The following is a 26,325-nucleotide window of genomic DNA, read 5'->3' on the forward strand; positions in this document are numbered from 1 at the left end:
CATGAGTAATTACAAGCTGATTGCTTTGGATATGGACGGAACGTTCCTGATGGAGGATAAGACGGTGTCCGCCGAGAACCGAAAGGCCGTCAAAGCTGCATCCGAAGCCGGGGTTACGGTCATGTTCGCTACTGGCCGCGGAATTCCTAACGTACTTCCATACGTGGAGGATTTGAAGCTGCAGTCCCCAATCGTTGCCGTCAACGGCAGCGAGGTATGGTCTGCCCCCGGCGAGCTGCACAGCCGTACCATGTTCAACCCCGAGCTTATCATCCAAATGCGCGATATTGCCCTGAAATACGATACGTGGTACTGGGCTTATTCCGTTAACGGCCTGTTTAACAAAGATCGCTGGACTGAGAAGGTGTGGGATGAGCAGTGGCTCAAATTCGGGTATTATTATGAGGATGAGCCTGTCTTGAACGCAATACGCGAGAAGATGATCGAGTGGGGAGAGATGGAGGTTACGAACTCCCACCCTTGCAACATCGAACTGAATCCTAAAGGAATCAGCAAGGCAAGCGGCCTGAGACAGGTATGCGGGATGCTCGGCATCGAAATGTCCCAGGTGATTGCGATGGGTGACAGCCTGAACGACATCTCCATGATTCGTGAAGCCGGTCTTGGAGTAGCCATGGGCAACGCCCAGGATGCAGTGAAGAGCGAAGCCGACGTCGTAACCGTATCGAATGAGGAGCACGGCGTAGCACGGATTATAGAACAATATATTTTATCCTGACCTTGAACTAAGGGGGATATCGAGAGGTGTCGGCCATGGTTATAGCAGCCTGGATTATCGTCATTGCGTTGTTTGCCGTCGGGATGGCCGGTGCCGTTTATCCGGTGCTCCCGGGGGCACTGGCGATTTATGCGGCATTTTTCATCTACGGATGGATGGTGGACTTCGGTCCGTTTGGTTTTTGGTTCTGGCTTATCCAGACTACGATTGTCATCGTGCTGATGGTGGCCGATTATTTGGTCAGCGCGCTGGGGGTCAAGAAGTTCGGCGGCACGAGAGCGTCTGTTATCGGCAGTACGGTCGGGCTGCTGCTCGGCCCTTTTGTCATTCCGGTAGCTGGCCTGATTATCGGTCCTTTCCTGGGTGCATTTATCGGGGAGATGATTGTAGGGACCGAATGGAAGCAAGCAATCAGGGCAAGTATCGGAGCTTTGGTCGGCTTCTTCTCCGGCCTGGTCGTCAAAGTAATCCTGCAGCTGATAATGATCATCGTGTTCATCATTTGGGTTTTGAATTATTAGCAATCAGTTTTTTTGGGAAGAGGGAAGGTTTTGGCAAAGGATTCGCTAGTTAAAGGTACGTTGATATTGACATTAGCGGCGCTGGTCGCCCGCGCCTTGGGCGTGGTGCAGAGGATTCCGCTGATTTTACTGCTGGGCGATATCGGGATGGCGGCTTACGGAATCGCTTTTAACCTGTACTCGATGCTTCTTGTAGTCGCGACGGCCGGGATTCCTAGCGCGCTTAGCAAAATGATCTCGGAGCGTACGGCGCTAGGACTGCATGCGGAAGCAAACCGTGTATACCGTGCCGCATTGTGGTTTGCAGCGGCTGCAGGCGTCATTATGACCTTATTCCTGTATATTATTGCGCCTTATTATGCTGAAAGCATTATTAACCCGCAGGCGCTGCTCCCTATTCAGGCCCTGGCTCCTGCACTGCTCTTGTTTCCGCTGATAGCGATTATGAGAGGTTATTTTCAAGGCCGCAGGATGATGATGCCTAACGGGCTCTCGCAAATTATCGAGCAGATATTCCGCGTCGTCACCTCGGTCGTGCTGGCTTATATTTTGCTTGGTCATAGCGTGGAGTGGGCTGTGGCCGGAGCTTCGTTCGGCGGAGTGATCGGCAGCGTCGCGGCAGCGGCTGTCATGGTCTACTACGCCCTGCGCCTCCGCCGAAGCGATGCCGCTGAGCGGGTGGCTGCGACGGCGGCTGCGGATCAAACCAAGGAAGGCGTTACGCGCAGCACGCTTTCCTTCAAGACGATTTACAGCCAAATGTTCAAGCTTTCGATTCCTATCGTTATCTTTTCGATGACGGTGACACTCATTTACACGATCGATTCCTCGATAGTGACTCTCCTGCTCAAAGACCAGGTGGGAGAGGAGAGCGCGCGGGAAGTTCTCGGGATTCTGGTCGGCAGGGCGCAGTCATTGGCCGGTATTCCGATCATCCTGGCCGTTGCCCTCAGTCAATCGGTCGTACCTATCATTTCGTCGGCTTATTCGCAAAAGGATATGAACCAGGTATCCGATCAGACAGGGAAAGTGCTGCAGCTGTCCATCTTGAGCGGTCTTCCTATGGTGCTTGTCATCTGCTTGGCGGCGGCACCGATTAATGCCTTTATTTTCGGCATTCCGAAGGACTCCGCAATCGTTGAAACCTATGCGGCTCCTATCATCATTGTGCTGACCGTCAGCGCCATTTTCCAGATCGTGATGCAAACCTCCGGTGCCGTGCTCATGGGCATGGGCAAGATGCGCGCGCTGATGCTGCACGTGGTTGCGGGCATCGCGGTGAAGCTGATTGCTAGCTTCGTTCTGGCGCCGTCCCTGGGCATCTACGGTATCATAGCCGCGACCTGTCTATGCTTTGTCATCATGACATGGCTCAACTTGCGTGTTCTTCGTAAGGAAGTGAACTTCCGGGTGCTGGGAGCCAAGCGCTGGGCCGGATTGAGCGTGACGACGGCTGTCATGGTCGTAGTCGGAATCGGTCTGGATTGGCTGACGCAGAGCTATGTAGTTCCATTCGGAAATCCGCGGTGGAACGCCTGTATTCAAACCATCATTATTTGCGCCATAGTAGGGGGAGCTTATCCTCTATTGCTATTTGCGACCCGAACCGTCGGCTTGTCGGATCTGCAGCATATGCCGCGGCCGCTTCAGAAGCTGGTCGGGCGTGTTGCTCCCGGACTTCTTCAAAAGGCCAAGCAGCATGGATAATTGAATCTTAGAGGATTGCACGCTAGCAGCGTGCCCGTCTTGAATTACATCATAAGAATAACCGCCGGGACAAGCTGAGAAGACTGGGTACCGGCGGTTTTTTTTGCCGTCTGGGGGCTCCCGGCAAGGTACCTGAATCAGCTTCAAAGCTTAAGCCCCGCTGTGCGGTGTTATGTTGGATGCAATGTCCTTGAAGGCTTATAATGCCTTTCCAGAGGTTCTCGGCTATGCTTTGAAATATGCTATACTGATTAGAATGGCAATCATTCGCATCTTTTTTAAGGGGTTAGTTGTATGCTGAAGAACAGAAAATGGAACATCAGTTCTAAAATCGCCTTAGGCTATGTTTTAATTTTTTTGTGTATGGCCGCTTCGATTTTTTTCCTCATAAACCGGATTGATGATTTGCAAAAAGAAATTCATTTTATAGCCGACCATGATATTGAAGTCCATAATCTGGCGAATCAAATCGAGAAAAATGTACTGGATATGGAAACCGGGCAAAGGGGATACGTCATTACGGGGGACAGCAGCTACCTGGAGCCATACAACGATGGCAAAAGGAATTGGCAGCAGGGCTACAGCCAGCTGTACGAACGGATCTCGGACAACCCGGCGCAGCAAAAAAATCTGGAAGCCATCAAGAGCAACATTGAAGCATGGATGGCAGCCTCCGGTGACAGGCTGATTCCGCTGCGCAAGGATAACAATATGGAGGAGATCCTCCGGTATTACAGGGACGATAAAGGCAAGAGATATATGGACCAGATGCGCTCTCAATGGGAGCATTTCCGCAGTGTGGAGAAGCAGCTGACGGATGAGCGTGTCGCCGACCTGGAGTCCAAAAACCGGGAGCTGCAATACGAATTGTATATTCTGATGGCGCTGGCACTCCTTCTCTCGATTATTGGAACGTGGATGATTTCCCGCTCTGTCGTCCGAACGATTCGGCAGGTGGTTACAGCCATCAGGCAAATTGCTTCCTCGGATAAAAATTTGGGCGATCGGATCGAAGTCCGGACAAGAGATGAAATCCGCGAGCTTGCGGAAGCGACCAACTTGCTGCTCGATAACGTTCAGAAGCAGGACTGGCTGAAATCAAGCATTGCCGAAATCGCGGAAATGAGCCAGGGCATTAATCACATCGAGGAGCTGGCACGATCGTTTATGACCAAGCTGGCAGTCGTTACGAACGCTTCGCACGGGTCATTTTATATTCGCAGAGGGCAGGACGGACAGCAGCAGTTCGTTCGGATGGCTTCCTACGCGGGGGGCGGCTCATCGGCAGGAAAGTCTGTCATCCCGATGGGTGAAGGACTTGTGGGACAGGCAGCGGTCGAGAACCGGATTTTGCTGCTGCAGGATATTCCGGAATCCTATATTCAGATTACGTCCGGACTTGGCGGTGCCGCTCCGAGAAGCTTGCTGGTTACGCCGGTAGCTTATGAAGGCCGGGTTGAGGCCGTATTTGAGCTGGCCTCCTTCGAGCCGTTCAGCGAGCTTCATCTGGAGCTGCTGGAGCAGGTGCGCGCCTCCTTCGGAACGGTGGTCAACAGCGTGCTGGGGCGGATGGAAATTGCCCGCTTATTACGTGAATCCCAGGCGTTTGCAGAGGAGCTGCAGACGCAGTCCGAGGAGCTGCAAGCTCAATCGGAGGAGCTGCTGAGTCAGCAGGAGGAGATGAAGGCTTCCAACGAATCATTGAAGCGATCCGAAGAACGTCTGCAGCGGCAGCAGGATGAGCTGGAGAAGGTCAATGCGGAATTGTCCAAACGCACCTCCCAGCTGGAGGCGCAGGTCCGTTTCTCTGAAGAGGTCAATATGGAGATCGAACGGCAGAAGGAAGCCTTGCAGAAGCGGACGGAGGAATTGACGACGATGTCCAAATACAAGTCCGAATTTTTGGCCAACATGTCGCACGAGCTGCGAACTCCGCTGAACAGCATGCTGATTCTGTCCCAGTTCCTTGCGGAAAACAAGGAAGGGAATTTAAGCGACAAGCAGGTGGAATTTGCGCATACGATTCATGCATCCGGAAGCGACCTGCTGCGCTTGATTGATGAAATTCTCGACTTGTCCAAGGTAGAAGCCGGGAAGCTCGAGCTGAATGTCGACCTGACGGTAGTCGAAGATATAGCGGGCATGCTTCACCGTAATTTTCAGCCTCTTGCCATGAAGAAGGGACTGCGATTCCGGGTCGAGACAGATCCGCAGGTTCCGCCTTACTTCTATACGGACAGTCACCGGCTCATGCAGATTTTGAAAAACTTCTTGTCGAACGCCTTCAAGTTTACACCGCAGGGCGAGGTTTCCCTTCGCATTTACCCGACGGAATTTGCCTTCACCGAGGCTCCGGGAATTGTCGGCCAGAAGGCCGTTGCATTCGCGGTTACCGACAGCGGGATAGGGATTCCTAAGGACAAGCAGGAGCTGATCTTCGAAGCGTTTCAACAGGTAGACGGGACGACAAGCCGTAAATTCGGCGGGACCGGACTCGGTCTTACCATCAGCCGTGAGCTCGCGCAGCTGCTCGGCGGAGATATCCGCGTCGAAAGCGAAAGCGGGCAGGGCAGCACGTTTACGCTCTACATTCCGGCGAAGATGGAGCTGGATGGCGCGCCATCCTTGAATGAATCGATGAGGGAAGCTGCAGCTGCGGTGGAAACAGCGGCTTCAGAGCCGGCTAGACCTGCGGTTCCCCATATTAGCGATATCGTCATCCCTCAAGTGGCATTGTCGGATCCGGGGCTTCTCCTGCCGGGTGAGGTAGAGGATGACAGGGAGGCCATCGAGACTGGCGATAAGGTCATGCTGATCATCGAGGATGATGTTCCGTTCGCCAAATGTATCCTGGATATGGCCCGATTCCGCGGCTTTAAGGGCTTGGTCGCAACACAGGGCGACAAAGGCTTGGCGCTGGCCAACAAATATAAGCCGTATATGATTATGCTCGATATTCATCTGCCGGTCATGGACGGCTGGACCGTTCTGGACCTCCTTAAGCAAAATCCGGAAACCCGCCATATTCCGGTTCATGTGCTGTCCGTAGTGGACGAGCCGCAGCAAAGCCTGGTATCCGGGGCGATGGCCTATATGAAAAAGCCGGTCAGCAAGGACATGCTGGAGCAGGCCTTCAACCATATGGAAGAGCAATTGAACCGGGTTCCGAAGCGCTTGCTTATCGTTGAGGACAACGTGCCGCTTCGCGACGGCCTGGTCGAGCTGATTGCCCATGACGATGTAGCCATTACGGCGGTAGGCTATGGGGAAGAGGCGCTGCGTGAGCTTCATGCCGGGCATTTTGACTGCATGGTGCTCGATCTGGAGCTGGCCGACATGTCCGGCTTCGAGCTGCTGGACCGGATTCGCCATATAGACCGGCTGCGCACGCTGCCGATTATTATTTTTACCGGCAAAGATTTGGACATGAAGCAGGAGAGGGAGCTGCGCAAATATGCGGAGAGCATTATTGTCAAAAATGTAAAGTCGCAGGAGCGGCTCTATGCGGAAACGGCGCTATACCTGCACAGGGTGGAATCCCAGCTTCCAGAGGAACGAAGAAAGCTTCTGCATAAGCTCAACAATGCGGAGGATGTGTTCGCCGGCAAGCATATTATGCTGGTGGAGGACGATATTCGCAACGTATTCGCGCTCAGCAATGTCTTGGAGGAGCACAAGCTTAAGATAACCTATGCCGAGAACGGGCGGGAAGCGCTGAATCTGCTGGAGCAAAACCCGGACATCGATCTGGTGCTGATGGACATCATGATGCCGGAGATGGACGGCTACGAAGCCATGAAGCGTATCCGCAGCAATCCGAGGCACGAGCAGCTGCCGGTCATCGCCCTCACGGCGAAGGCCATGAAGGAGGACAGGCAAAAATGCATAGAAGCCGGAGCTTCCGATTATATCAGCAAGCCTATTAATACAGACAAGCTGCTTTCGATGCTGAAGGTGTGGTTATATAAGTAAGGAGGGGTGAAGACGTTGTCGGATTACAAGGGCCATCTCCCGTCGTCGGAGGAGCCAGTGGATGATGAGAGGCAGAGGATCGAGATCGAGCTGCTGCTTGAGGGCATATACCGCCTGTACGGCAATGATTTTCGGGATTATGCCTATGATTCCATTTGCCGGCGCATTACTCATTTCGTGAAGCAGCAAGGGCTGCCTTCGATTACGGCCCTATTGGAGCGGGTGCTGCACGATCCGAATATGATCGAGCCTTTGCTGCGCAGCTTGACGATCAATGTGACCGAAATGTTTCGAACGCCCTCCTTGTTTCTTTATTTTCGCAATAAAGTCGTGCCTTTTCTCCATACGTATCCCTCTATTCGGATATGGCATGCCGGCTGCTCGACCGGAGAAGAAGTGCTGTCCATGGCCATCCTGCTGCGGGAGGAAGGACTGTACGAGAAGGCCCGCCTCTATGCGACCGATATCGATCAGGAAGCGCTGGAGCAGGCGCAGTCCGGCAAGGTGCTGCTCAGCAGCATGCAGCAGTACACGCACAATTATATCGCCTCTGGCGGCAAAGGCTCGTTCTCGGATTATTATACGGTCGATGCTCAAGATAAGGTGACGTTTAACAGCTCTCTCTTAAAGCACGTCCTGTTCGCCAAGCATAATCTCGTGACCGATCAATCCTTTAACGAGTTTCACGTGATTTTTTGCCGGAATGTGATGATCTATTTCAACCGGAACCTGCAGAAGCGGGTACACCGTCTATTCTACGAAAGTCTGTCCCGGTTCGGCATGCTAGTTCTTGGAGAACGCGAGACGATCAGGTTCAGCGGCTTTGAAGCCTGTTATGATACCGTAAGCTCCGAGGAAAAAGTTTATCAAAAGATCAAATAAAATTGCAGAAGCCTCCTTTTCTTCAAGCCTTCAAGCTGGGCGAAGCACGGGAGGTTTTTTGGTGCTTTCAGGAGCCTTTGTTTAGCCGGGTTTCCGGCGGGTTAATGAGTGATAGAACCCAGATAACGGATGGAGGCGATCCAGATGCTGTTAGAGTGCTTATACCATGCGGCCCAAAGCAACTGGGCTTATGCGTACGATAACGAAACGCTTCATCTTCGACTTAGAACGAAGCGGGATGATGTGGAAGAAGTGGTGGCGGAAACAGGAGATAAATATGATTGGGAACGTACCTATGCCGAGTATTCGCTCGTCAAAATGGCAGCGGACGGGATGTTCGATTATTGGGAGGTCTCCGTGGTGCCGCCCTACCGGCGGGTGAGCTACTGCTTTCGGCTGAGAGCGGGCTCCGAAACCGTATGGATGACGGAAAACGGCATTCAGCATGATAGGCCGGCGCCTACCGGCGATTATTATGACTTTCCATATATCCATCCGATTGATACGAATTCGGTCCCGGAATGGGCCAAATCGGCTGTGTTTTATCAAATCTTTCCCGACCGGTTTGCGAACGGGGATCCTTCCAATGATCCTGAGGGAGTCTCTCCATGGGGGGAGCAGCCGACCGGCGACAATCGGTTCGGTGGCGATCTGCAGGGGATTATGGACAAGCTGGATTACCTGACCGATCTCGGCATCAATGCGATCTATCTCACTCCAGTCTTTGAAGCGCCGTCGAACCATAAGTACGATACGACCAATTATAAAAAGGTCGACCCGTCGTTCGGCAGCAATGAGCTCCTCCGCAAGCTGGTGGACGCATGTCACGCCAGGGATATTCGAATCATTCTGGACGCCGTGTTCAATCATTGCGGCGAGCAATTCCCTCCATTTCAAGACGTATTGAAGCATGGAGAGCAGTCGGAGTATGCCGATTGGTTCCACGTCAACAGCTTTCCCATTGAATGTAAGGATGGTATACCGTCCTACGATACATTCGGATTTTTCGGCAGCATGCCCAAGCTGAATACAGCCAATCCGAAGGTGAAGCATTATTTGCTGGATGTTGTAGAATATTGGACGAAGGAAGTAGGCGTCGACGGCTGGCGGCTCGATGTGGCCAACGAGGTAGACCATCACTTCTGGAGAGATTTCCGCAAGGTGGTGAAAGCTGCCAATCCGGAAGCTTACATAGTCGGGGAAGTATGGAGTGATTCCTTGAAATGGCTGATGGGTGACCAATTCGACTCCGTGATGAATTATCCGTTCTCTAATAAGCTGCTGGAATTTTTCTCGGCATCGTCTATGGACGGCTTCACCTTCGCGAACCGTATGGGCGGATTGCTGATGCGGTACCCGCAGCAGACGAACGAGGTTGTCTTTAACATGCTGTGCAGCCATGATACGCCGAGGGCGCTGACCCGGGTTGGGGGCGATAAGCGGAGATTGAAGCTGTGCATTGTATTTTTGCTGACCTACATGGGGACGCCGTGTATCTTCTACGGAGACGAAATCGGTCTTACCGGCAAGGACGATCCGGACTGCCGCAAGTGTATGGAATGGGACCCGGACAAGCAGGACCGGGAGCTGTATGATTTCTACAAGCTTCTGATCGGCCTGCGCCGCAAGCGGGAGGCGCTTGTCAAAGGGAGCTTCCGGTTCCTGAAGGCGGATCGGGGTGACTCCAGGATTATTTATGAACGTCTGGGAGGAGGGGAGCATTTTACCGTCTGGATGAATAATACGGAGGAGACGACAGTGCTCTCGCATCCGATGGATACTGCGGACTGGTCCGATGCGCTGACGGGGGAAGAGGTGCGTCCCGAAGACGGGATGATGCATCTGGAATTGGAGCCGCTAGGCTACCGTATATTGCGCCGCAGGCTGGAGTAGCTGGTATGTTCAGCCCATCCTAATCATGATAAGATAAGGAAACAAACATGGGATGGCAGGGGAGACATGAATACGATGACCAACAGAACGATACGGCAGGCTGAACAGAGAGACGTGGATCAGCTGATGACTTTGATGAACCAGTACATCGATTTTTACGAAAGCCCTCGACCCGACGAGCAAGCGCTGCGCCAATTTATTAACCGCCTGCAGGAGAATCCTGCTTCGGGGGTCCAGTTCGTAGCCGAGCGGGAAGGAAGGCTGACCGGGTTTGCAACGCTGTATTTTACCTACAGCACGCTGCAGCTGAAGCCCGCGGCTATTATGAATGATCTGTTCGTTACAGCCGGCGAGCGGGGCTTAGGGACGGGCGAGGAGCTGTTCCAGACCTGTCTCCGGCACGTCCGATCAAACGGATTTGCCTGTATGACCTGGGAGACGGCTCAGGATAATCTGGCCGCGCAGTCCTTTTATAGCAAAATGGGCGGTCATCGTTCCAGCTGGCTTGTCTACGAAATAAGCTGATAATAAAGCGGCATAACCACGGCGTCGCCTGCTCTCTACACCAGGGAAGCTTGGATGCCGGGGCGGCTCTTTATGGATAGAATGGAAAGGAGAGCCCGGATGAGAACAAGGCTGCTGCAATATAGTTTTATCTGGATGATCGTGCTGCTCACGGCATGCAGTCAGACCTTTCCGGTGAAGACAGCCTCCGTTACAGCATTAAGCAAGGAGCTGCGGGAGCTGTCCCCGCAGGTATCATCAGTGCGCTGCTCGTTCACACGTCCTGAGCTTACTTGCAGAGTCAATGTGTCCACCGATCCGGATGAGCAGCTGCTGGACTCGATTCTCGAGAAGGTCAAGGCATTCTCCACGCTGGATCATATGGATGAGATTGCTCGCAAGGTTCACTGGAACGACCACATATGGGAAATCAGGCTGGTCATAGATCAAGACCGTCGTCCTGAACAATCGCAGCCATATGAATATTCCGCTTCCTACTACCGTTACAACATCAATCCTGCCGTGCAGGAGGTCGATGCCTACCAAACCTGGAGCCGCTCCAACTAATTAATGCAGCAAATCTCCCGCCAGCACGGCAAGCTCTATTTTGTTCAAGCTGAAGCAGTATTCGTGAGTCATTTCGAAGGCGAACGGAGGCTCTTCCGGGGTCAGATAGGCCAGAACGGCCTCCAATTCGGAAGGAGCGTACCAGTCCCCTTCCTCAGCCGGGGAGAAGGGACGGTCCCGCCAAGCATCGGTCAAACGCGGACTGTACAGGGGGGAAGCGCCGGGACGAAGGCGGCAGCCGTCCAGCCACTCCTTCAACTGACCTTTGGGCACAGGCGGCGATTGGCGAATCGGGGCGAACAAATGAGGCCAGTAATCGGCACGCGATCCGGTATGCTGAGTATCCAATGCAAAGGTTCGCGCACCTTTTTTTACGACCGGGATCCCGAACAGCACCGCATACAGCTTCTTTCCTACCTCGATCCTCTCCTTCAAGCTTCCGAAATTCTCCAGAATAAGGCCCGCCAAACGTACCTTGTCGGCTTCGTTATAAGGAATCACGACCTGATTCAGCTGAAGCAGCGACTGGGCCTGGAACCATATCGTATCCAGCACCGTTTTGCGGTATACAGGATGCTGTACGACACGCTGCTCAATATAGCTCTGCTCGTTGATGATAAGCCCCATCGTGAGAAGAGCGGAATTCCGCTCCTCCCAGAACTGCTCCCATACCGGCTGCATAAAGTCCGAGACATGAAGTAGGCGAAGATACTGAAACAGCGGCTTGCCTGCGTTGAGGCTGGCTTCGTAAAGCAGAAGCTGCGGATAAGCGTCATGAAAAATAAGCGCATTGGCACGCTCCAGGAACGCAAACAGGTGCTCCCGTTGGGATTCGTCCAGCAGGTGGGGGAGGAGCTCTCCCTTCAAATCGGTCATGCTCCAGCCTCCGTTGCGTGAGACCAGATGGGCCAGCAGGGCCCAGTGCAGCTCCGGATGCTTCCGGTACATATGCAGGTAGGCATGGGTGCGAGTTACATTATTGCGGTTATGCCAGGCGGTCGTTGAACGGATTCGGTCGATCAGCGCCGCATGGTGGTGCTGTTTAGGCGATGGAGTCAGAGGGGGTGCGGCGTTAAGCCGCGACCGAAGCCCATCCACCGCTTCCTTCGACAGGCTGATCCCGCCGATTTGATCGAGCTGGGCGGTTTCGTACAGGAAGGAGGAGGCCTTTCCTTTTGTCCACTGGACAATTTCCTGCGGCGCATCAGCCAGCTTGCTGAATAAATCCCAGCTGTTCCATCTGTATTTTCCACGCTTCATCATTGTTTCCGGCCTCCCTGCAAGCAGCCTTCTGCCTTTATTTCCAGCGTTAAAAAAGGAATTCGCTTCCTGCTGTCGAATTAGATATATGTGGGAAAACGAATCATTTTTCCACTTCGTGCGTATATACTTATGCTTAACTTAGCGCACTTATTTTTTATAAATGGAGGTACGGCATGAAAAACAAAAGATGGAACCGATGGCTGCCTATGCTGCTGGTCGTCATGCTGGTGGTTCTGGCAGGCTGTCAGTCCGTAAGCGGAGTCGATCTGAACAAGGTGATGCAAAATTCTGTAAGCGTCAAGTCTTCTCAAGGCACTCAGACGATGACCCTGGAGCTCATACCGAACGCATCAGCCAAATTGACGGATGAGCAGCAGCGGATGATGGATTTGTTCAGCAAGGTGAAGCTGAGCATTACCGATATGAAGCAGCAGGATACTACGCACGTATCGATTAAAGGGGCATTTGAATATAACAAAGGAAAAATTCCATTCCTGATGGTATTGTCAGATCAAGACTACTACCTGACGGTGGAAGGCGCGAACAAACCGATCGTTCTACATAACAGCGTAGCAGCCATGGAGCAAGCACAGGATGTGCTGTCCCAGGAAATGAAGGAGCAAATAAAGCAGCTGTACAAAAAATCGGCTGAATTGACTCCAGTCTTCGCGGGGTATATTAGCGGCAACCTGCCTAATCCGAAGAACATTACGATTATGGATGCCAAGGAATATGTCAATAATGAAGGCTTGAACCTCAAACGGATTCATGCTGAGATTAAAGGCGGCGAGCTCGTTGATCTGGTCAAAGGCTTCTTAACGAACCTGTTGAAGGACGAAAAGGGAATGAAGGACATTCTCGGTCAATTGTACGATCTGATGCTTCCGATTGCACAGCAGGCCATCAAAGAAAGCAAGGCTCAAGGCGGCAGCCCGATGGATGAGATGATCGCCCCTTACTTGAACAACAAAACCTTGGCGGTCGAATTTGCTTTCACCTTCCTGCAAACGAAGCTGAAAGAGGTTGTCGATAATTATGATCAATCCGTACAATCGGCGCTCAGCTCGGCAGGCGGAGAAGACCTGAAGGTACTATTGAGCGATAAGCAGTATGCCACTTACGATCTGTATGTAGACAGCGACCTTATGCCTCGCAAATCGGCGATGGAAATTCATATCACATTCCCTGAGAGCGCAGATCAACCGGTCAGCGGAATCAAAATTACATCGAGCACAGATGTCTGGAATATTAACAAGCCGGTTACGGCAGATACCATCAATACCAGCGGCGGTCTGCTGGAGATGAACTCGCTTAGCAAGCCGGGCAAGATCCTTGCGGCGCTGGATTCGAAATCTCAGCTGTACCAATTGCTTAAATACGATTTGCGCATTACCAAAAAAGAAATTAACCTGTTTATGGACGACAGCTATTATGATGAGTCCTCCAAGCCTTACATTAGCCATGATGTGACGATGGTGCCTGTACGTTTTGTTGTTGAACAGCTCGATTCGGATGTAGCATGGGATGCGGCTACGAAGCAGGTTACCATTACCGATCCGGTAAGCGGCGCCGTCATCAAGCTGAACGTCGGCAGCAAGCAGGCTTCCGTCAACGGAACGATCAAAGCGTTGGAGACAGAGGCTGAGCTTACTAACGGGACGACATTCGTACCGGTTCGCTTCATTGCAGAGAGCATGGGTGCCAAGGTGGAATGGAATCCTGACCTGAAAATGGTAACGATCACTCGCGATTAGTATTTCCCGTTCATAATGGAATCATCAATTCTTATTCTCGAAGAGAAGGCCGTTGAAAGACGACCTTCTCTTTTTTTCGTAACAAAATCTGTGCATTCCGGGGCTTCTCGCAAAGCACCTGCAGCAGTCTTCGAAGCCCATCCACTTTGTAAGGTTACTTCCTCGGGTAATTGATAGCTGACACTTCTACGTCAGCGGCAAGCACAAAAAAAGCCTGATTCCGCCGGATCAGGCTTTTTTATATTCATGCTGAATGCCCTTAGTTGTCTTCTTCCGAATCCGTTGATTCCAGAGGAATACCGGGAGGCCGCGGGCCGGGAAGGCGTCCCGCACGTGAGGCTGCTTCGCGGAGCAAAAATTCGATATGCCCGTTCACGCTGCGAAATTCATCCTCGGCCCATCGTTCAAGAATCTGATACAGCTTAGGGTCTAGTCTAAGGGCAAAGTTTTTCTTGGGTGCCATAGGGCTAAGGCTTAATAGAGACTTCCGGTGTTAATAACAGGATTAGCGGAACGATCGGATACGATGGCTACCAGCAAATTATTGATCATAGCGGCTTTCCGCTCCTCGTCGAGCTCAATGACGCCTTCCTTCTGCAGCTGGGCAATAGCTAGCTGTACCATGCCTACCGCGCCTTCCACGATCTTAGAGCGTGCAGAGATGATCGCGGTTGCCTGCTGGCGCTGCAGCATGGCGCTTGCAATTTCCGTAGAGTAGGCCAGGTGAGTCAGACGGGCTTCGAGCACCTCAACCCCTGCAACGGACAACCGCTCCTGGAGCTCTTTGCTGAGCTCTTCCGCAATTTCCTCCGAATTACCGCGAAGCGAATATCCGGTGCTTTCAAATACATCGTAAGGATATTTGTTAGCGACATGACGCAAGGCGGTTTCGCTCTGGATTTCAACAAATTGCTCATAACGATCCACATCGAACGTAGCTTTAGCCGAATCAACGACTCTGAATACGACAACCGCAGCGATCTCAATCGGATTTCCTTCAATATCATTCACTTTTAATTTCGCGCTGTTGAAGTTGCGAACGCGGAGCGATACTTTCTTGCGTAAGGACAAGGGTACGGTCAGCCAGATTCCGCTCTCGCGGATCGTTCCTACATAGCTGCCGAAAAAGGTAACGATATAGCCTTCATTCGGTTGAACGACCGTAAGTCCACTCGCAAGAAGAGCGCCAATAACGATAGCAACAACGCCGACAATTTCATTGACGTTAATCAGTAACAGCAAGCCTGCGGCGACAAAGATCAAGATCAATAGTACTCCGAGAAATCCGTTGAGAACCCACGCTTTTTTTTCTTTCATGGTCTGCACTCCTTCGTAAACAAGAATTTGTTATCAAATAAATATCTTTTTGATATTTTTATGATATCACTTTTTCTAATAATTGTAAAGTACCGCAAATTACCATAAGAGCCGAGTGCATTGACACAAGGGTTGAGGCATGCTATAACGTGTTGTAAGACAACTCGAAGGTGGTGTATATCTATGGAAAAAGTCCATTCCGAGCAAGTTTTTCAACAAAAAATAGAGGGTGCAAAGCCGACTATTGCTGTTTTTAAAGCAACCTGGTGCAAAGACTGCCACTTTATTGAACCGTTTATGCCAGAAGTGGTAGAAGCCTATAAAGACCGGTTAGATTTTATCGAGCTGGACCGGGATGAGGTGCCGGATCTTTGCGAGAAGCTGAACATTCTCGGCATTCCAAGCTTCATTGCATTCCGCGAAGGGCAGGAGCTGGTCCGTTTCGTCAGCAAATTGCGTAAAACTAGAGACGAGATCGAACAATTCCTGGATCGTGCAATAGAGGTTTCAGAGGCTTTGAAAAAATAATCAGGCATCATCATCAGCCGCCCGTTGCTCAGAGGAATCTGGCAATAGGGCGGCTGTTTGTTTTAAAAGGTAATGTACCGTTGCATTCGAGGAAGAATAAATGGGGCAAAAGCGGCCCTGTATTATAGGGAGAGCATCGTTATCCCATTGCCATCAAAATGTCACTATTGCCCATCGCGCGGCCCGTCTGGGTTTACCGGGAATGCTATGAAAACCGGCTGTCTTGTTTCAAGGGTTTGTAACAATTCCGCATGGATTTGCTTTAGTTTTATGGCTATAATGAAACATGAGCGATTGACTTGACTCATCATGTCGAGACTTAAAAAAGTAGGTGAGTTCATCACATGAATAGGCAGAAATGGTTAAAATGGTCATCCTTTGCCAGTATGTATGGAATGCTCTTGATTCTGATTATGGGCGCTCTGGTAACCAAAACGGAATCGGGCCGCGGCTGCGGAGATGATTGGCCGTTATGCAACGGCAAATTCATTCCTGCTTATACCATCGAATCCATCATTGAATACAGTCACCGTTTCGTGACAGGCATTGTGGGCATGATTTTACTTGTTACTTTAATCCTGGTCCTTCGGTATAGCACAAGGAAAGATGCGAAATGGTTCGTCAGCTTGGCGATGGTCTTTACCGTTCTTCAGGCGATTTTAGGCGCTATGGCTGTAATGTGGCCCCAATCATCAGCAACTCTTGCACTGCACTTCGGTATCTCGCTGGTCGCCTTCGCATTAACTCTTTTGCTTGCTCTGGTCTACACCCGATTCGGGTCGATGCTGTCGGAAACCAAGCAATCTCTAAGTCCGGGAATCAAATGGGCCATATGGATTATCACGATTTATTGTTATGGGGTTGTTTATCTGGGAGCTTTCGTCAGACATACGAACTCTGCAGGCGGCTGCATAGGCTGGCCGTTATGCAACGGACAAGTTATCCCTGAGCTGTCCGGAGCTACGCTAATCGTGTTTATTCACCGTTTGGGCGCGGTTTTGCTACTGCTCCTTCTGCTTTGGTTCTACTTCACCGTGAAGAAACAAATGGGGGACAAGGGCAATGTGGTTCAAGCGGGGAAATGGGCTTTGATCTTCGTTTTGCTGCAAATATTGAGCGGAGGCTATGTAACTTTGTCTATGGGGTATGACTGGTATTTGCTTGCCAGCATGCTGCATACGATTCTTATTTCTTGTTTGTTCGGAATCTTATGTTATTTATGTGTTCTAACCCTGCAGGGCAGGAAAGGAATCCGCTAATGACGGGCTTACGGAGCTTTCTTATGAGCTGCGTAAGCCTTTATTATTGCATAGGAAATCAGGCGAGACAGGCACCTTGCGGTGGCCGCGAAAACATAGTGGAACTGGACTCGCTATACATACGTTAGGATAAAAGGAGAAGGTGACGAATGGTTTACACGAACTTACGTGCATTTGTGGAAGCGCTGCGCCAGGACAAGCAGCTGGTCGAGATCAGCGCGCCGGTCGATCCGAATCTGGAGCTGGCCGAAATTCATCGGAGAGTTATTGATGAGGAGGGTCCTGCCCTATTGTTTACGAATGTTAAGGGGAGCTCCTTTCCCGTCGTAACGAATCTGTTCGGGACGAGCCGAAGAGTGGATATGGCGTTCGGTCCGAAGCCGGAGCAGTTTATGAAGCAAATCATTAACGCGACTGACACGTTGATGCCTCCGACGCCCAAAGCGTTATGGAATGAGCGCGGCCTGATCATGGATTTGATGAAGGTAGGGACTAAAACCGTCCCTTCTTCGGCCGCGCCGGTAATGCAGCAGCTTCGCAAGGATGCGCCGCTTGCCGGTCTGCCCGTTCTGACCTGCTGGCAGGAGGATGGCGGCCCGTTCTTCACGCTGCCGCTGGTTTATACCGAGCATCCCGCTAACGGACATCATAACCTCGGCATGTACCGCATGCAGGTTTATGATGACCGGACGACAGGGATGCACTGGCAAATTCATAAAGGCGGGGGCTTCCATCACTACGAGGCTGAGCAGCGCGGAGTCGCGCTGCCCGTCACCGTGTTCCTGGGCGGCCCGCCTGCGCTTATTGCCTCTGCGATTGCGCCTGTGCCTGAGCATTTGCCCGAGCTGATGCTGACTTCGCTCATCATCGGACAAAAGCTCCCCATGGCGGAAAACCCGCATGGGGGCCACAGGCTCGTAGCCGAGGCCGAGTTCGCCTTCTGCGGCTCCGTACCGCCGCATGTCCGCAGGCCAGAAGGGCCGTTCGGCGACCACTTCGGCTATTACTCGTTAACACATGACTTCCCTGTGTTCAATATTGACCATGTATGGCACCGTAAGGATGCCATTTATCCGGCAACCATTGTCGGCAAGCCTAGACAAGAGGACTACTATCTGGGCGAGTTTCTCCAGCGTCTATTATCGCCGGCATTCCCGATGGTCATGCCTGGGGTCAAGGAGCTGTGGACCTACGCCGAGAGCGGCTTCCATTCTCTTGCTGCCGCGGTCGTGCGGGAAAGCTACAGCCGCGAGGCTTTGACCACCGGCTTTGCCATTCTGGGGCAGGGGCAGCTGACATTGACCAAGTTCCTCATGCTGACGGACCAGCCGATCTCGCTGGAGCATTTTACGCCGTTATTGGAAGCGGTGCTTGAACGGTTCGATCCTTACCGCGACTTATTCATCTTTAACAACACCTCTCATGATACGCTTGATTATACCGGCGGACGTCTGAACCACGGAAGCAAAGCGATCATGTTGGGCGTCGGAGAGCCGATCCGCAGCCTTCCGGCAGTCTATGACGGTGGGGAGATTCCGGAGATCGACAAGCTGTCCGTATACTGCCGGGGCTGCCTCGTCGTGTCAGGAGCGGAGTATTCCCGTGAACCGGAGCTGGCGAAAAGGCTGGTAGAGAGATCCGGCGATCGGCTGAAGGAATGGCCTATGGTTATTCTCGTGGATGATGCCGATCAAGCGACGGCTAATCAAACAGCCTTCCTGTGGACGGTATTTACACGTTTTAATCCGGCCAGCGATATTTATGCACGAACCCATGTCAAAGGTCATCATCTGGCTTACGAGCTGCCTCTCGTTATCGATGCCCGGATGAAGCCGGGCTATCCTGATGAGCTGATTCCGCGTGAAGATATCGTGAAACTTGTGGACAGCCGCTGGAAAGAGTACTTTAATAAGGTTTAAAGCAAGGAAGCTTAGGTATGCTGCGCTGAAGCCGCGGCATACCTTTTATGCGCTGGAACATTTGCGGGAGCCTCCCGCTAAGCAGGGCCTCGCTTAGTGGGGGGATTTACCGGCAGCATTAGTAACCATCCGCTGGTTTGGGCATACTTACAATTATTTGCTTTCATGGCGGGCCAGGAATACGTCTCAGGCTGAAAGTATCGATGTCCTGCCAGCACAGCAAGGAGGCTATCCGCAATGCTAAGAATGCTGTTCAATGAACCCCGCCGCAAGGACGAGGGCGAGCTGCTTAAGGCTAATCAAGCGATTCACGGCTACATAGAGCTGATTCGCGATATTCCGTTACAGGAACGCAACCCGCAGGAGCGGCGGTATTATGTATGGTGCGGCAGCTTTGTCCGATCGCTCGATGAGCTGGAGCAGAGCCAATACGCTGCCGCCAGGTACGGCGAGAGGGTGCGTTCGGCTTATCTTGATGAAATGGACGACAATGAGCTTGACGACTACCATCGGCATCTTTATTTTTATAAAAATGCGATCATTCGTCTTTTTGCCATCCTGGACAAATTAGGTCAATTCATGAATGAACGGTTCCGGCTCAGAACCGAGGAGATCAAGGCTCGCTTCTCTTATTTCACCGTGCTTCGCAATATGCATACGAACGGTCTGTATACGGAGCTGGAGGAACAGCTATTCCGGCTGAAGGAACAGTACGAAGAGCCCGTTGAACGGCTTCGAATCGAGCGGAATCTGGAGATCCATACGATCAATGCGGATTTGCTGGACGATCTGTTGAGAGTGTCCGAGACTAACGATGGCAGCGAGCAGAGGATCCGAACGGAGAATATCCGGGAGCATATGCAGGATCTTGCTTCCGGCTGCGAGATGACGTATCACGCCGTCCGTTTAATTTTTGCCTATATTACCAAGCTGACAGAGTCTTCCGGCCGATATCCTCATGACCGGTCTAAGGCTTGAAAGCCAGGCATGGTTCCTCTATACTTTGAATAGAATGTACAAAAGGGTCCGTCCAAACCTTTGAATATGAGCATTTTTGAGAAGCCAAGAAACATATGAGGAGGACGTTCATGGACGAACAGCGAAAAGTTGCATTCATAACCGGGAGCGCCAAAGGCCTGGGTAAGATGGCAGCCTTGCTGCTGGCAGAGTCGGGCTGCGATATGGTTATTAATTACGTTCAAAGCGATAAAGAAGCTGTAGAGCTGAGAGAACGCATACAGAGCATGGGGGTCCGGTGTCTTGCGCTTCAGGGCGATATCACACGCCAGGACCAAATGAAGAAGCTTGTTCATCACACAGTCGATGAGCTAGGCGGTATCGATATCTTGATCAATAATGCGGGCCCGTTTGTCCGGGAACGCCGTCTGTTCGCCGATTATGAGCCCGAGGAAATCGAATATTTGATGCAGGGCAATCTGCTAGGCGTCATGCAATTGGATCATCTGGTGCTTCCATATATGAGGCGAAGGCGTTGGGGGAGAATCATTCATTTCGGCTTTGGACATGCCGCTGAAGCCAGAGGCTGGCCTCATCGGGCAGTGTACGCCGCTGCCAAGGTCGGGCTCGTCTCCTTTACCAAAACCTTGGCCGTAGAAGAGGCTCCGCATGGAATCACGGTGAATATGATTTGTCCGGGCGATATTCGCGGTGCGAATAAAGAGAAGAGGATTCAGGAAGTAGAGCACGAGCAGGATGAGGAATCTCCGCGGGGGCGTCCTGGAGCAGGCGAGGATGTGGCGAGAGTTATCGGCTTTTTATGCGAGGAGCGCTCTGATTTTATTACAGGGAATATCATGGATGTGTCAGGCGGATTGGATCCTATTCGGGCGATGATCGGCTCTCAGAGAATGTCATAGACAGGAATCTTGCGAACCGGGAGAAAAAAGGGAAAGACCCTACGCGTCGAACGATCCTGATACAGGATGGTCGCATAGGGTCTTTTGCTGTTACAGCAAGAAGATGGAATTAGAACACTTGAACGACTTCTTGGACGCCTTCCACTTCTTCAAGAAGGGCGCGTTCAATACCGGCTTTCAGTGTAATGGTCGAGCTTGGGCAGCTGCCGCAAGCACCCATCAACTTCAATTTCACGATGCCGTCCTCGACATCAACAAGCTCAACGTCACCGCCGTCGCGCTGCAGGAACGGACGAAGCTTATCTAAAACCTCCAGTACTTCATCGTACATGGTGCTTTGTGCATTTTCACTCATTTGATTCACTCCTTTCTAAACATATTATATTACAATAGTATCAAAAATAAAATGGTTAACAAGGTGGCTGACACAGGAATGAGACCTATCATAGAATTTTGTACCAATAATATGCACCACGGTACCGAAGAGCTTATGAAAAAGCTTGAAGCGAATCCCGAATACGATGTCATTGAATATGGCTGCCTCGGCAATTGCGGAGAATGCTATTTGTTTCCCTATGCGCTCGTCAACGGGGAGATTGTAGCGGCGCCGGATGTGGACGAGCTCGAAGCGCTGATCATGAATAAAATAAAAGAGATCGAAGCCATGCTCGATCTCTTTGGTGATGAAGCTTAACCGAAATGCCGTTTGGACATCCAGAGCACACCGCTCTTGATAGCCCGCGGCACCATGCCCGTTACAGGGCGTTTGCCCAATAACGCAAAGCCGGATTTTTTGCCGAGCGATCCCAAAACCCCTTTGAGCTTGATTTTACCAAGCCGAGGGGTTTCGTTTTTCCATACGGCGCGCATCACTTCCGCAACTTGACGGCCTTGTCCTTGAGCGGCTTGCGCGCTAGGACTAAACGGCAGGGACGCACAGTCGCCGATCACGTACACTTCAGGATAATCCGGGAGCTGATGGTATTGGTTAATAACCAGTCTGCCCTGGCTGTCCTTAGGAAGCTGAAGCTGGCGAACGATTGGGCTCGGCTGAATGCCTGCTGTCCAGATCGTTGCATCGGTATAGATGAGCTCCTGCTGGTTATGCAGAATGCCGCCCTCCAGACGGGTAAGGCAGATGTGGGACCTCATCTCGATATCATGCTCAAGCATCCATTCGCGGACGAAGGTTTGAAGCTTGCCCGGGAAGGCGGACAATACGCTAGCGCCTCTATCCAATACGCGGATATTCAGATCCGCCCGGCTCTCGCGAAGCTCGGCTGCGATCTCTACGCCGCTGAGTCCTCCGCCGACGATAGTCACCTGACCATAAGGTGCGATATCATTGACGGTTTGGAACGTTTTGCGGGTGGAGGATAACGTTTGAATGCTGTGTGAATACTGCTCTGCGCCTTCAAGGTTATGGTACTTGTCAACACAGCCTAGTCCGATGACAAGCCAGTCGTACGAAAGCGGTTCGTCATTTTCGAACAGAATCAGCTTTCTTTCCAGATCCACGCCGGTCACTTCACCGAACTTCAGTATAAGACGCGGATCTACAGGGAATTGAACACGAATATCGACGTCGGACACCGTTCCGGCTGCAAGAGCGTAATATTCGGTTTTCAGGCCTTGGTAAGGCATGCGGTCAACCATTACCAACACCGTATCCGTAGGCAAATCTTTTTCCAGCAGCTCGTTAGCTACGGTCATTCCGCCGTATCCGCCGCCTAATATAACCATTTTCTTCATTGAGTTAACCCTTTCTATGAGGAACATCCTTGCTGCTATTTCACCACATGAGGCGAAATCCAATTTTTACAATATAGACACATCATTACATGAACTTGATGAACAGCTGATTATTCGTATACTTTGATTTCGTTATAAAAGGTATCGCGTTCGACCGGAATACGTCCGGCCCCTTTAACAAGCCAAACCAGCTCGTCGCGTGTCAAACCTTCCGGAGACAATGCGCCTGCAGCATGGCTGATTCTTTCCTTTACAATCGTGCCGTGAACATCGGAAGCCCCGAATGAAAGTGCGATTTGCGCCAGCTGGGTGCCCAAATTGATAAAGTAAGCTTTAATATGAGGAATATTATCAACCATCAGCCGGCTGATGGCGATCGTCTTCAAATCGTCAAAAGCGGCTACGCGGCGCTTGATCCCTGCGTTGACATTGGCGGGCTGAACGGAATTCGGAATGAAGACCATAAATCCGTTCGTATCGTCCTGCAATTCACGCAGTAATATCATATGCTGAATCCGCTCTTCCAACGTTTCGATCGAGCCGTACAGCATCGTTGCATGGGTTTTCAGGCCGAGGGAATGAGCGTCCCGCTGTACCTGCAGCCATTGATCGGTAGTTGCTTTTCCTACGCCCATTTTTTTACGGTAACGTTCGGACAAGATTTCTGCGCCGCCGCCGGTAAGAGTCGCGAGACCAGCATCCATCAGCGTTTGAAGAACCTCTTTATAGGTTAACCCACTGATGCGGGAAAAAAACTCAATTTCCGCTGCCGTATGAGCCTTGATAGTAACGTCCGGATAACGTTCCTTCAACGCGCGGATACAATTGACGTAATACTCAAAAGGAAGATGAGGGTTATGTCCTTGCGCAATATGGAATTCGCGCATTCCCGGATGAATGTGCTGGTCGATGTATTCGAACATTTCCTCAGGGGTCAGCGTGTAGGCTCCTTCTTCACCCTCATCGCGGCGGAAATGACAGAACGCACAGTGCGCCTCACAGACATTGGTGAAGTACAGGCTCATATTGTCTATGAAATAGACTTTTTTGCCGTTTTTTCTCAAGTTCACTTCGTTGGCTAATTGGCCAATCGTCAGCAAATCGTCGGATTGGTACAGAAACACGCCGTCCTCCAGGGAAAGGCGCTCCCCATGCTTTACCTTCTCGGCGATTTCCGCCATCCTTTGATCGGGATTGCTAATTATAATGCTCATAAAGCCACCTCCGTAATAATAGGGTATAAAATATAAAAGAATACGTGTCCAGCACGCATAGAACCGGTAATGCAGCTTAGCATGCCAGAAAACCGCTCGACCCTCGGATCAACATCTAGCGGCTACAATTAGGACTGCGTCTGAAGCTGTGAAACCTTGCACAAACTTTTCCATAATAAAGAATGCTGAGTCCAAAACCAGTAAACAATACTCCCTATTATAAACCTCAGATTGTGGACGAGCAATACATAGTTCGACAAAAGGCCTTCCAAGCGTCCGGATGAATTTATAAAGGGCGAAGGGACGGAAGTCCTTGAGGAGAATCCTTATAAGGAGTATACTGTAATAGAAGAAGCTTTATGAAAGAAATAAAGCCAAGGAAGCTGAGCTTTGCTTGGGTTAACCTAAATCAGCAAGGAGGAAATCATCATGATTAAAATTAGCGATACAGCATGCGATAAAATTAAAGAGCTATTGGAGAACGAGGGAACGCCGGATTTGTTTTTGCGTCTGGGTGTAAAAGCGGGCGGCTGCAGCGGTTTTTCTTACGGCATGGGATTTGACGATAAGGAGCAGGAAGGCGACAAGAGCTTTGAAATCAACGGACTGAAAGTCGTAGTAGACGCCGACAGCTCCAAGTATTTGTACGGTATTGAGATCGACTTTAAGGATTCCGGCATGGGCGGCGGCTTCACCATCGACAATCCTAATGCTGTTGCAAGCTGCGGCTGCGGCTCTTCCTTCAAAGTGAAGGACGAAGAGGGCGCTCCGGAGAAATGCGACGATAAGGTCGAGGCTTAATAATAAACACGTCAATCCACAATCATTAAATTGAATGTACACAACCCTAGATATGACTTTTTAGGGTTGCGAATTACAACCTTCCAAGCCTGTGTATGGTGCAAATACACAAGCTGGGAGGTTTTTTATTATGCTTAGAAAGAGGGAGCGAAGAGTACCAAGCGGGTAGCGTTTTAGCTTAGGAAGTGAATCACATTTTATCAAAGTTAATTTACTTGTTGAGATCACCACACAATAATATAATTGTGTGAAAAAAGGATGTGAGTAAGATGCCTGTAAATTCATTTGAAAATTATCCGATGAGCTGGGAGCCTACCATAGATAGAACACTGAAACCGCTATATCTAACGTTAGCTAATCAACTTGAAGAAGACATTATAACTGGTTCTTTACTTCCAGGAACAAAATTACCGCCGCAAAGAGAACTAGCGGATTTTTTGGATATCAATGTGAGCACTGTATCGAAGGCTATCAAAGTATGTGAATTGAAAGGTTTATTAAGTGCAACAGTAGGCAGTGGCACGTTCGTTTCCTTTGATGCATTATCCAATTCTTATTTGCTAAGCACCGACAAGCAAAATAATGTCATTGAAATGGGGGCAACCCTTCCTGAGTCTAATTCCTATGAGCCGCTGATGTTGCAACTTAAAAACATGGTGAATGAATCGGATTTTGCAAAATGGTTCTGTTTTAGTAGATCGGATGACGTGCTGTGGCAGAAGGACGCAGCATTAAGATTTATGAGTAGGGGCGGTTATCATGCGGATGCCGATAGCATCTTGTTTGCTAATGGTGGGCAAAACGCTATAACAGCAGTTCTAGCCAGCCTTTGCAAACATGGTGATAAAATTGGTACGAATCCACATACTTACCCTGGTATAAAAACGACAGCCGCTATGTTAGGCATTCAATTAGTACCAATCAAAAACAAAGACGGGGAAATGAGTGAAGAAGCTCTTACTTATGCTTGTAAAAATGAGAATTTAAAAGGTATATATCTTATACCGGATTACCATAATCCAACTACCGACAGAATGTCGCTTGATCGCAGGAAAGCTATTGCACAAGCAGCAAAAGAACATAATATTTTCATCATTGAGGATGCTACTTATCATCTATTGTGTAAGGAGTCTGTACAGGCAATTGCCACATTTGCCCCAGAACAAACAATTTATATAGCCAGCTTGTCAAAAACCGTTGCGCCGGGACTTAGAATTGCTTATGTTTCTGCTCCTGAACAATATAGAAAGTCGCTTTCCAACGCACTTTACAACTTGAATATTTCCGTTTCGCCGTTGTTAGCAGAACTTGCTGCCCGACTCATTGTTTCCAATAATCTCGATGCGATAATTGAAAACAACCGAAAAAACACAATGTATCGAAACCAATTAGTAAGTAAATTCTTATCAGACTATGTTTGTCATGGAGGTGGAACAGGTATTTTTCGCTGGTTACAGCTACCAAACAATATGACCGGAGCAGATTTTGAAGCTCTTGCCTTAGAGCATGGTGTCCAGGTATATGCTGCCGAGCGATTTACGGTTGGGAACAGCATTCCTGAAAAAGCAGTTCGTCTATCCATTTGTGCTCCAAAAACGGTTGAAGAATTAGAGAAAGGCTTAATGATATTACAACAACTTTTAAGATCACTTCAATAAATTGTTCGCCACACAATTATTTTATTGTGTGGTTTTTTGATGGGTGATAAGATAATACCAATCGATTTTTAGGAGAATAGACGATGCAAAAGCAATTTCTGGATAACGAAAAAATTTTAATCGGAGGTCATGCCGTAATTTGTATCGAAGGTACACTAAAATTATAGTGGACAATTAATTGAGACCATTAAACTAGTA

23 protein-coding genes are annotated in these 26,325 nt (G+C 50.4%); 17 read left to right on the top strand and 6 right to left on the bottom strand.

Translation table 11 applies throughout. The features are described 5' to 3' along the window. Position 1 precedes the first annotated feature (1 nt). The 8 genes from B1728_RS07890 to B1728_RS07925 all read left to right on the top strand — a co-directional run bounded on the left by B1728_RS07890 (position 2) and on the right by B1728_RS07925 (position 10,785). Positions 2-739 (top strand): Cof-type HAD-IIB family hydrolase, encoded by a 738-nt coding sequence (locus B1728_RS07890; protein WP_079909666.1) that lies wholly within the window; start codon positions 2-4, stop codon positions 737-739. Positions 740-774: 35 nt separating this feature from the next. After that, positions 775-1,260: a DUF456 domain-containing protein gene (locus B1728_RS07895; protein WP_079910140.1), complete on the top strand. Its 486-nt coding sequence runs from the start codon at positions 775-777 to the stop codon at positions 1,258-1,260. A 30-nt stretch (positions 1,261-1,290) separates the two neighbouring features. Next, positions 1,291-2,967 (top strand): putative polysaccharide biosynthesis protein, encoded by a 1,677-nt coding sequence (locus B1728_RS07900; RefSeq protein ID WP_079909667.1) that lies wholly within the window; start codon positions 1,291-1,293, stop codon positions 2,965-2,967. Positions 2,968-3,261: 294 nt separating this feature from the next. Next, positions 3,262-6,939 carry a response regulator gene (locus tag B1728_RS07905; RefSeq protein WP_079909668.1) on the top strand — a complete coding sequence of 1,226 codons (3,678 nt, stop codon included), beginning with the start codon at positions 3,262-3,264 and terminating at the stop codon, positions 6,937-6,939. 6 nt (positions 6,940-6,945) lie between these two features. Next, positions 6,946-7,821: a CheR family methyltransferase gene (locus tag B1728_RS07910; protein ID WP_079909669.1), complete on the top strand. Its 876-nt coding sequence runs from the start codon at positions 6,946-6,948 to the stop codon at positions 7,819-7,821. A 144-nt stretch (positions 7,822-7,965) separates the two neighbouring features. After that, entirely contained in the window at positions 7,966-9,714 is a 1,749-nt protein-coding gene (locus tag B1728_RS07915) for an alpha-glycosidase (RefSeq protein ID WP_079909670.1), read from the top strand. A 75-nt stretch (positions 9,715-9,789) separates the two neighbouring features. Then, entirely contained in the window at positions 9,790-10,239 is a 450-nt protein-coding gene (locus B1728_RS07920; protein ID WP_079909671.1) for a GNAT family N-acetyltransferase, read from the top strand. Between the two features lie 99 nt (positions 10,240-10,338). Then, positions 10,339-10,785 (top strand): hypothetical protein, encoded by a 447-nt coding sequence (locus B1728_RS07925; protein ID WP_079909672.1) that lies wholly within the window; start codon positions 10,339-10,341, stop codon positions 10,783-10,785. On the opposite strand, the gene B1728_RS07930 is transcribed toward B1728_RS07925, so the two are convergent. Next, the gene (locus tag B1728_RS07930; protein WP_256865282.1) at positions 10,786-12,048 is read right to left on the bottom strand and encodes a DUF2515 domain-containing protein; all 1,263 of its coding nucleotides are present in this window, start codon (positions 12,046-12,048) and stop codon (positions 10,786-10,788) included. A 173-nt stretch (positions 12,049-12,221) separates the two neighbouring features. On the opposite strand from B1728_RS07930, the gene B1728_RS07935 reads away from it, so the two are divergent. Beyond that, on the top strand, positions 12,222-13,802 hold the full coding sequence (locus B1728_RS07935) for a copper amine oxidase N-terminal domain-containing protein (protein WP_256865283.1): 1,581 nt from the start codon (positions 12,222-12,224) through the stop codon (positions 13,800-13,802). A 259-nt stretch (positions 13,803-14,061) separates the two neighbouring features. On the opposite strand, the gene B1728_RS07940 is transcribed toward B1728_RS07935, so the two are convergent. Both B1728_RS07940 and B1728_RS07945 read right to left on the bottom strand, forming a co-directional pair. After that, positions 14,062-14,265, bottom strand: a complete 204-nt coding sequence (locus B1728_RS07940) for a type II toxin-antitoxin system antitoxin (protein ID WP_079909673.1) — start codon at positions 14,263-14,265, stop codon at positions 14,062-14,064. A gap of 11 nt (positions 14,266-14,276) precedes the next feature. Continuing rightward, on the bottom strand, positions 14,277-15,119 hold the full coding sequence (locus B1728_RS07945) for an SPFH domain-containing protein (RefSeq protein WP_079909674.1): 843 nt from the start codon (positions 15,117-15,119) through the stop codon (positions 14,277-14,279). 183 nt (positions 15,120-15,302) lie between these two features. Between B1728_RS07945 and B1728_RS07950 the strand changes: the two genes are divergently transcribed. The 5 genes from B1728_RS07950 (at position 15,303) to B1728_RS07970 (ending at position 20,702) form a co-directional block, all read left to right on the top strand. Further along, positions 15,303-15,647 carry a thioredoxin family protein gene (locus B1728_RS07950; protein WP_079909675.1) on the top strand — a complete coding sequence of 115 codons (345 nt, stop codon included), beginning with the start codon at positions 15,303-15,305 and terminating at the stop codon, positions 15,645-15,647. Between the two features lie 344 nt (positions 15,648-15,991). After that, entirely contained in the window at positions 15,992-16,906 is a 915-nt protein-coding gene (locus tag B1728_RS07955) for a COX15/CtaA family protein (protein ID WP_079909676.1), read from the top strand. A gap of 149 nt (positions 16,907-17,055) precedes the next feature. Then, entirely contained in the window at positions 17,056-18,825 is a 1,770-nt protein-coding gene (locus tag B1728_RS07960; protein WP_079909677.1) for a UbiD family decarboxylase, read from the top strand. A 237-nt stretch (positions 18,826-19,062) separates the two neighbouring features. Continuing rightward, positions 19,063-19,803, top strand: a complete 741-nt coding sequence (locus B1728_RS07965; protein WP_079909678.1) for a Cthe_2314 family HEPN domain-containing protein — start codon at positions 19,063-19,065, stop codon at positions 19,801-19,803. 110 nt (positions 19,804-19,913) lie between these two features. After that, positions 19,914-20,702, top strand: a complete 789-nt coding sequence (locus B1728_RS07970) for an SDR family oxidoreductase (RefSeq protein ID WP_079909679.1) — start codon at positions 19,914-19,916, stop codon at positions 20,700-20,702. Positions 20,703-20,811: 109 nt separating this feature from the next. Here B1728_RS07970 and B1728_RS07975 read toward each other — a convergent pair whose 3' ends face one another. Further along, on the bottom strand, positions 20,812-21,057 hold the full coding sequence (locus tag B1728_RS07975; protein ID WP_028547362.1) for a NifU family protein: 246 nt from the start codon (positions 21,055-21,057) through the stop codon (positions 20,812-20,814). Between the two features lie 78 nt (positions 21,058-21,135). Between B1728_RS07975 and B1728_RS07980 the strand changes: the two genes are divergently transcribed. Continuing rightward, on the top strand, positions 21,136-21,396 hold the full coding sequence (locus tag B1728_RS07980; RefSeq protein WP_079909680.1) for a YuzB family protein: 261 nt from the start codon (positions 21,136-21,138) through the stop codon (positions 21,394-21,396). Here B1728_RS07980 and B1728_RS07985 read toward each other — a convergent pair. Together B1728_RS07985 and mqnE are read right to left on the bottom strand one after the other, a co-directional pair. Then, positions 21,393-22,454: an NAD(P)/FAD-dependent oxidoreductase gene (locus B1728_RS07985; protein ID WP_079909681.1), complete on the bottom strand. Its 1,062-nt coding sequence runs from the start codon at positions 22,452-22,454 to the stop codon at positions 21,393-21,395. The two genes, B1728_RS07980 and B1728_RS07985, sit on opposite strands and share 4 nt — an antisense overlap. Before the next feature lie 110 nt (positions 22,455-22,564). Continuing rightward, on the bottom strand, positions 22,565-23,668 hold the full coding sequence (gene mqnE, locus B1728_RS07990) for an aminofutalosine synthase MqnE (RefSeq protein ID WP_079909682.1): 1,104 nt from the start codon (positions 23,666-23,668) through the stop codon (positions 22,565-22,567). 429 nt (positions 23,669-24,097) lie between these two features. Here mqnE and B1728_RS07995 point away from each other — a divergent pair, with 429 nt between their 5' ends. Beyond that, positions 24,098-24,469, top strand: a complete 372-nt coding sequence (locus B1728_RS07995) for a HesB/IscA family protein (protein WP_079909683.1) — start codon at positions 24,098-24,100, stop codon at positions 24,467-24,469. A 269-nt stretch (positions 24,470-24,738) separates the two neighbouring features. Beyond that, positions 24,739-26,127, top strand: a complete 1,389-nt coding sequence (locus tag B1728_RS08000) for an aminotransferase-like domain-containing protein (protein WP_079909684.1) — start codon at positions 24,739-24,741, stop codon at positions 26,125-26,127. The last annotated feature ends 198 nt before the right edge of the window (positions 26,128-26,325 follow it).

Source organism: Paenibacillus sp. 32352 (genome assembly GCF_002042965.1).
Classification (GTDB): Bacteria; Bacillota; Bacilli; order Paenibacillales; family NBRC-103111; genus Paenibacillus_S; species Paenibacillus_S vulneris.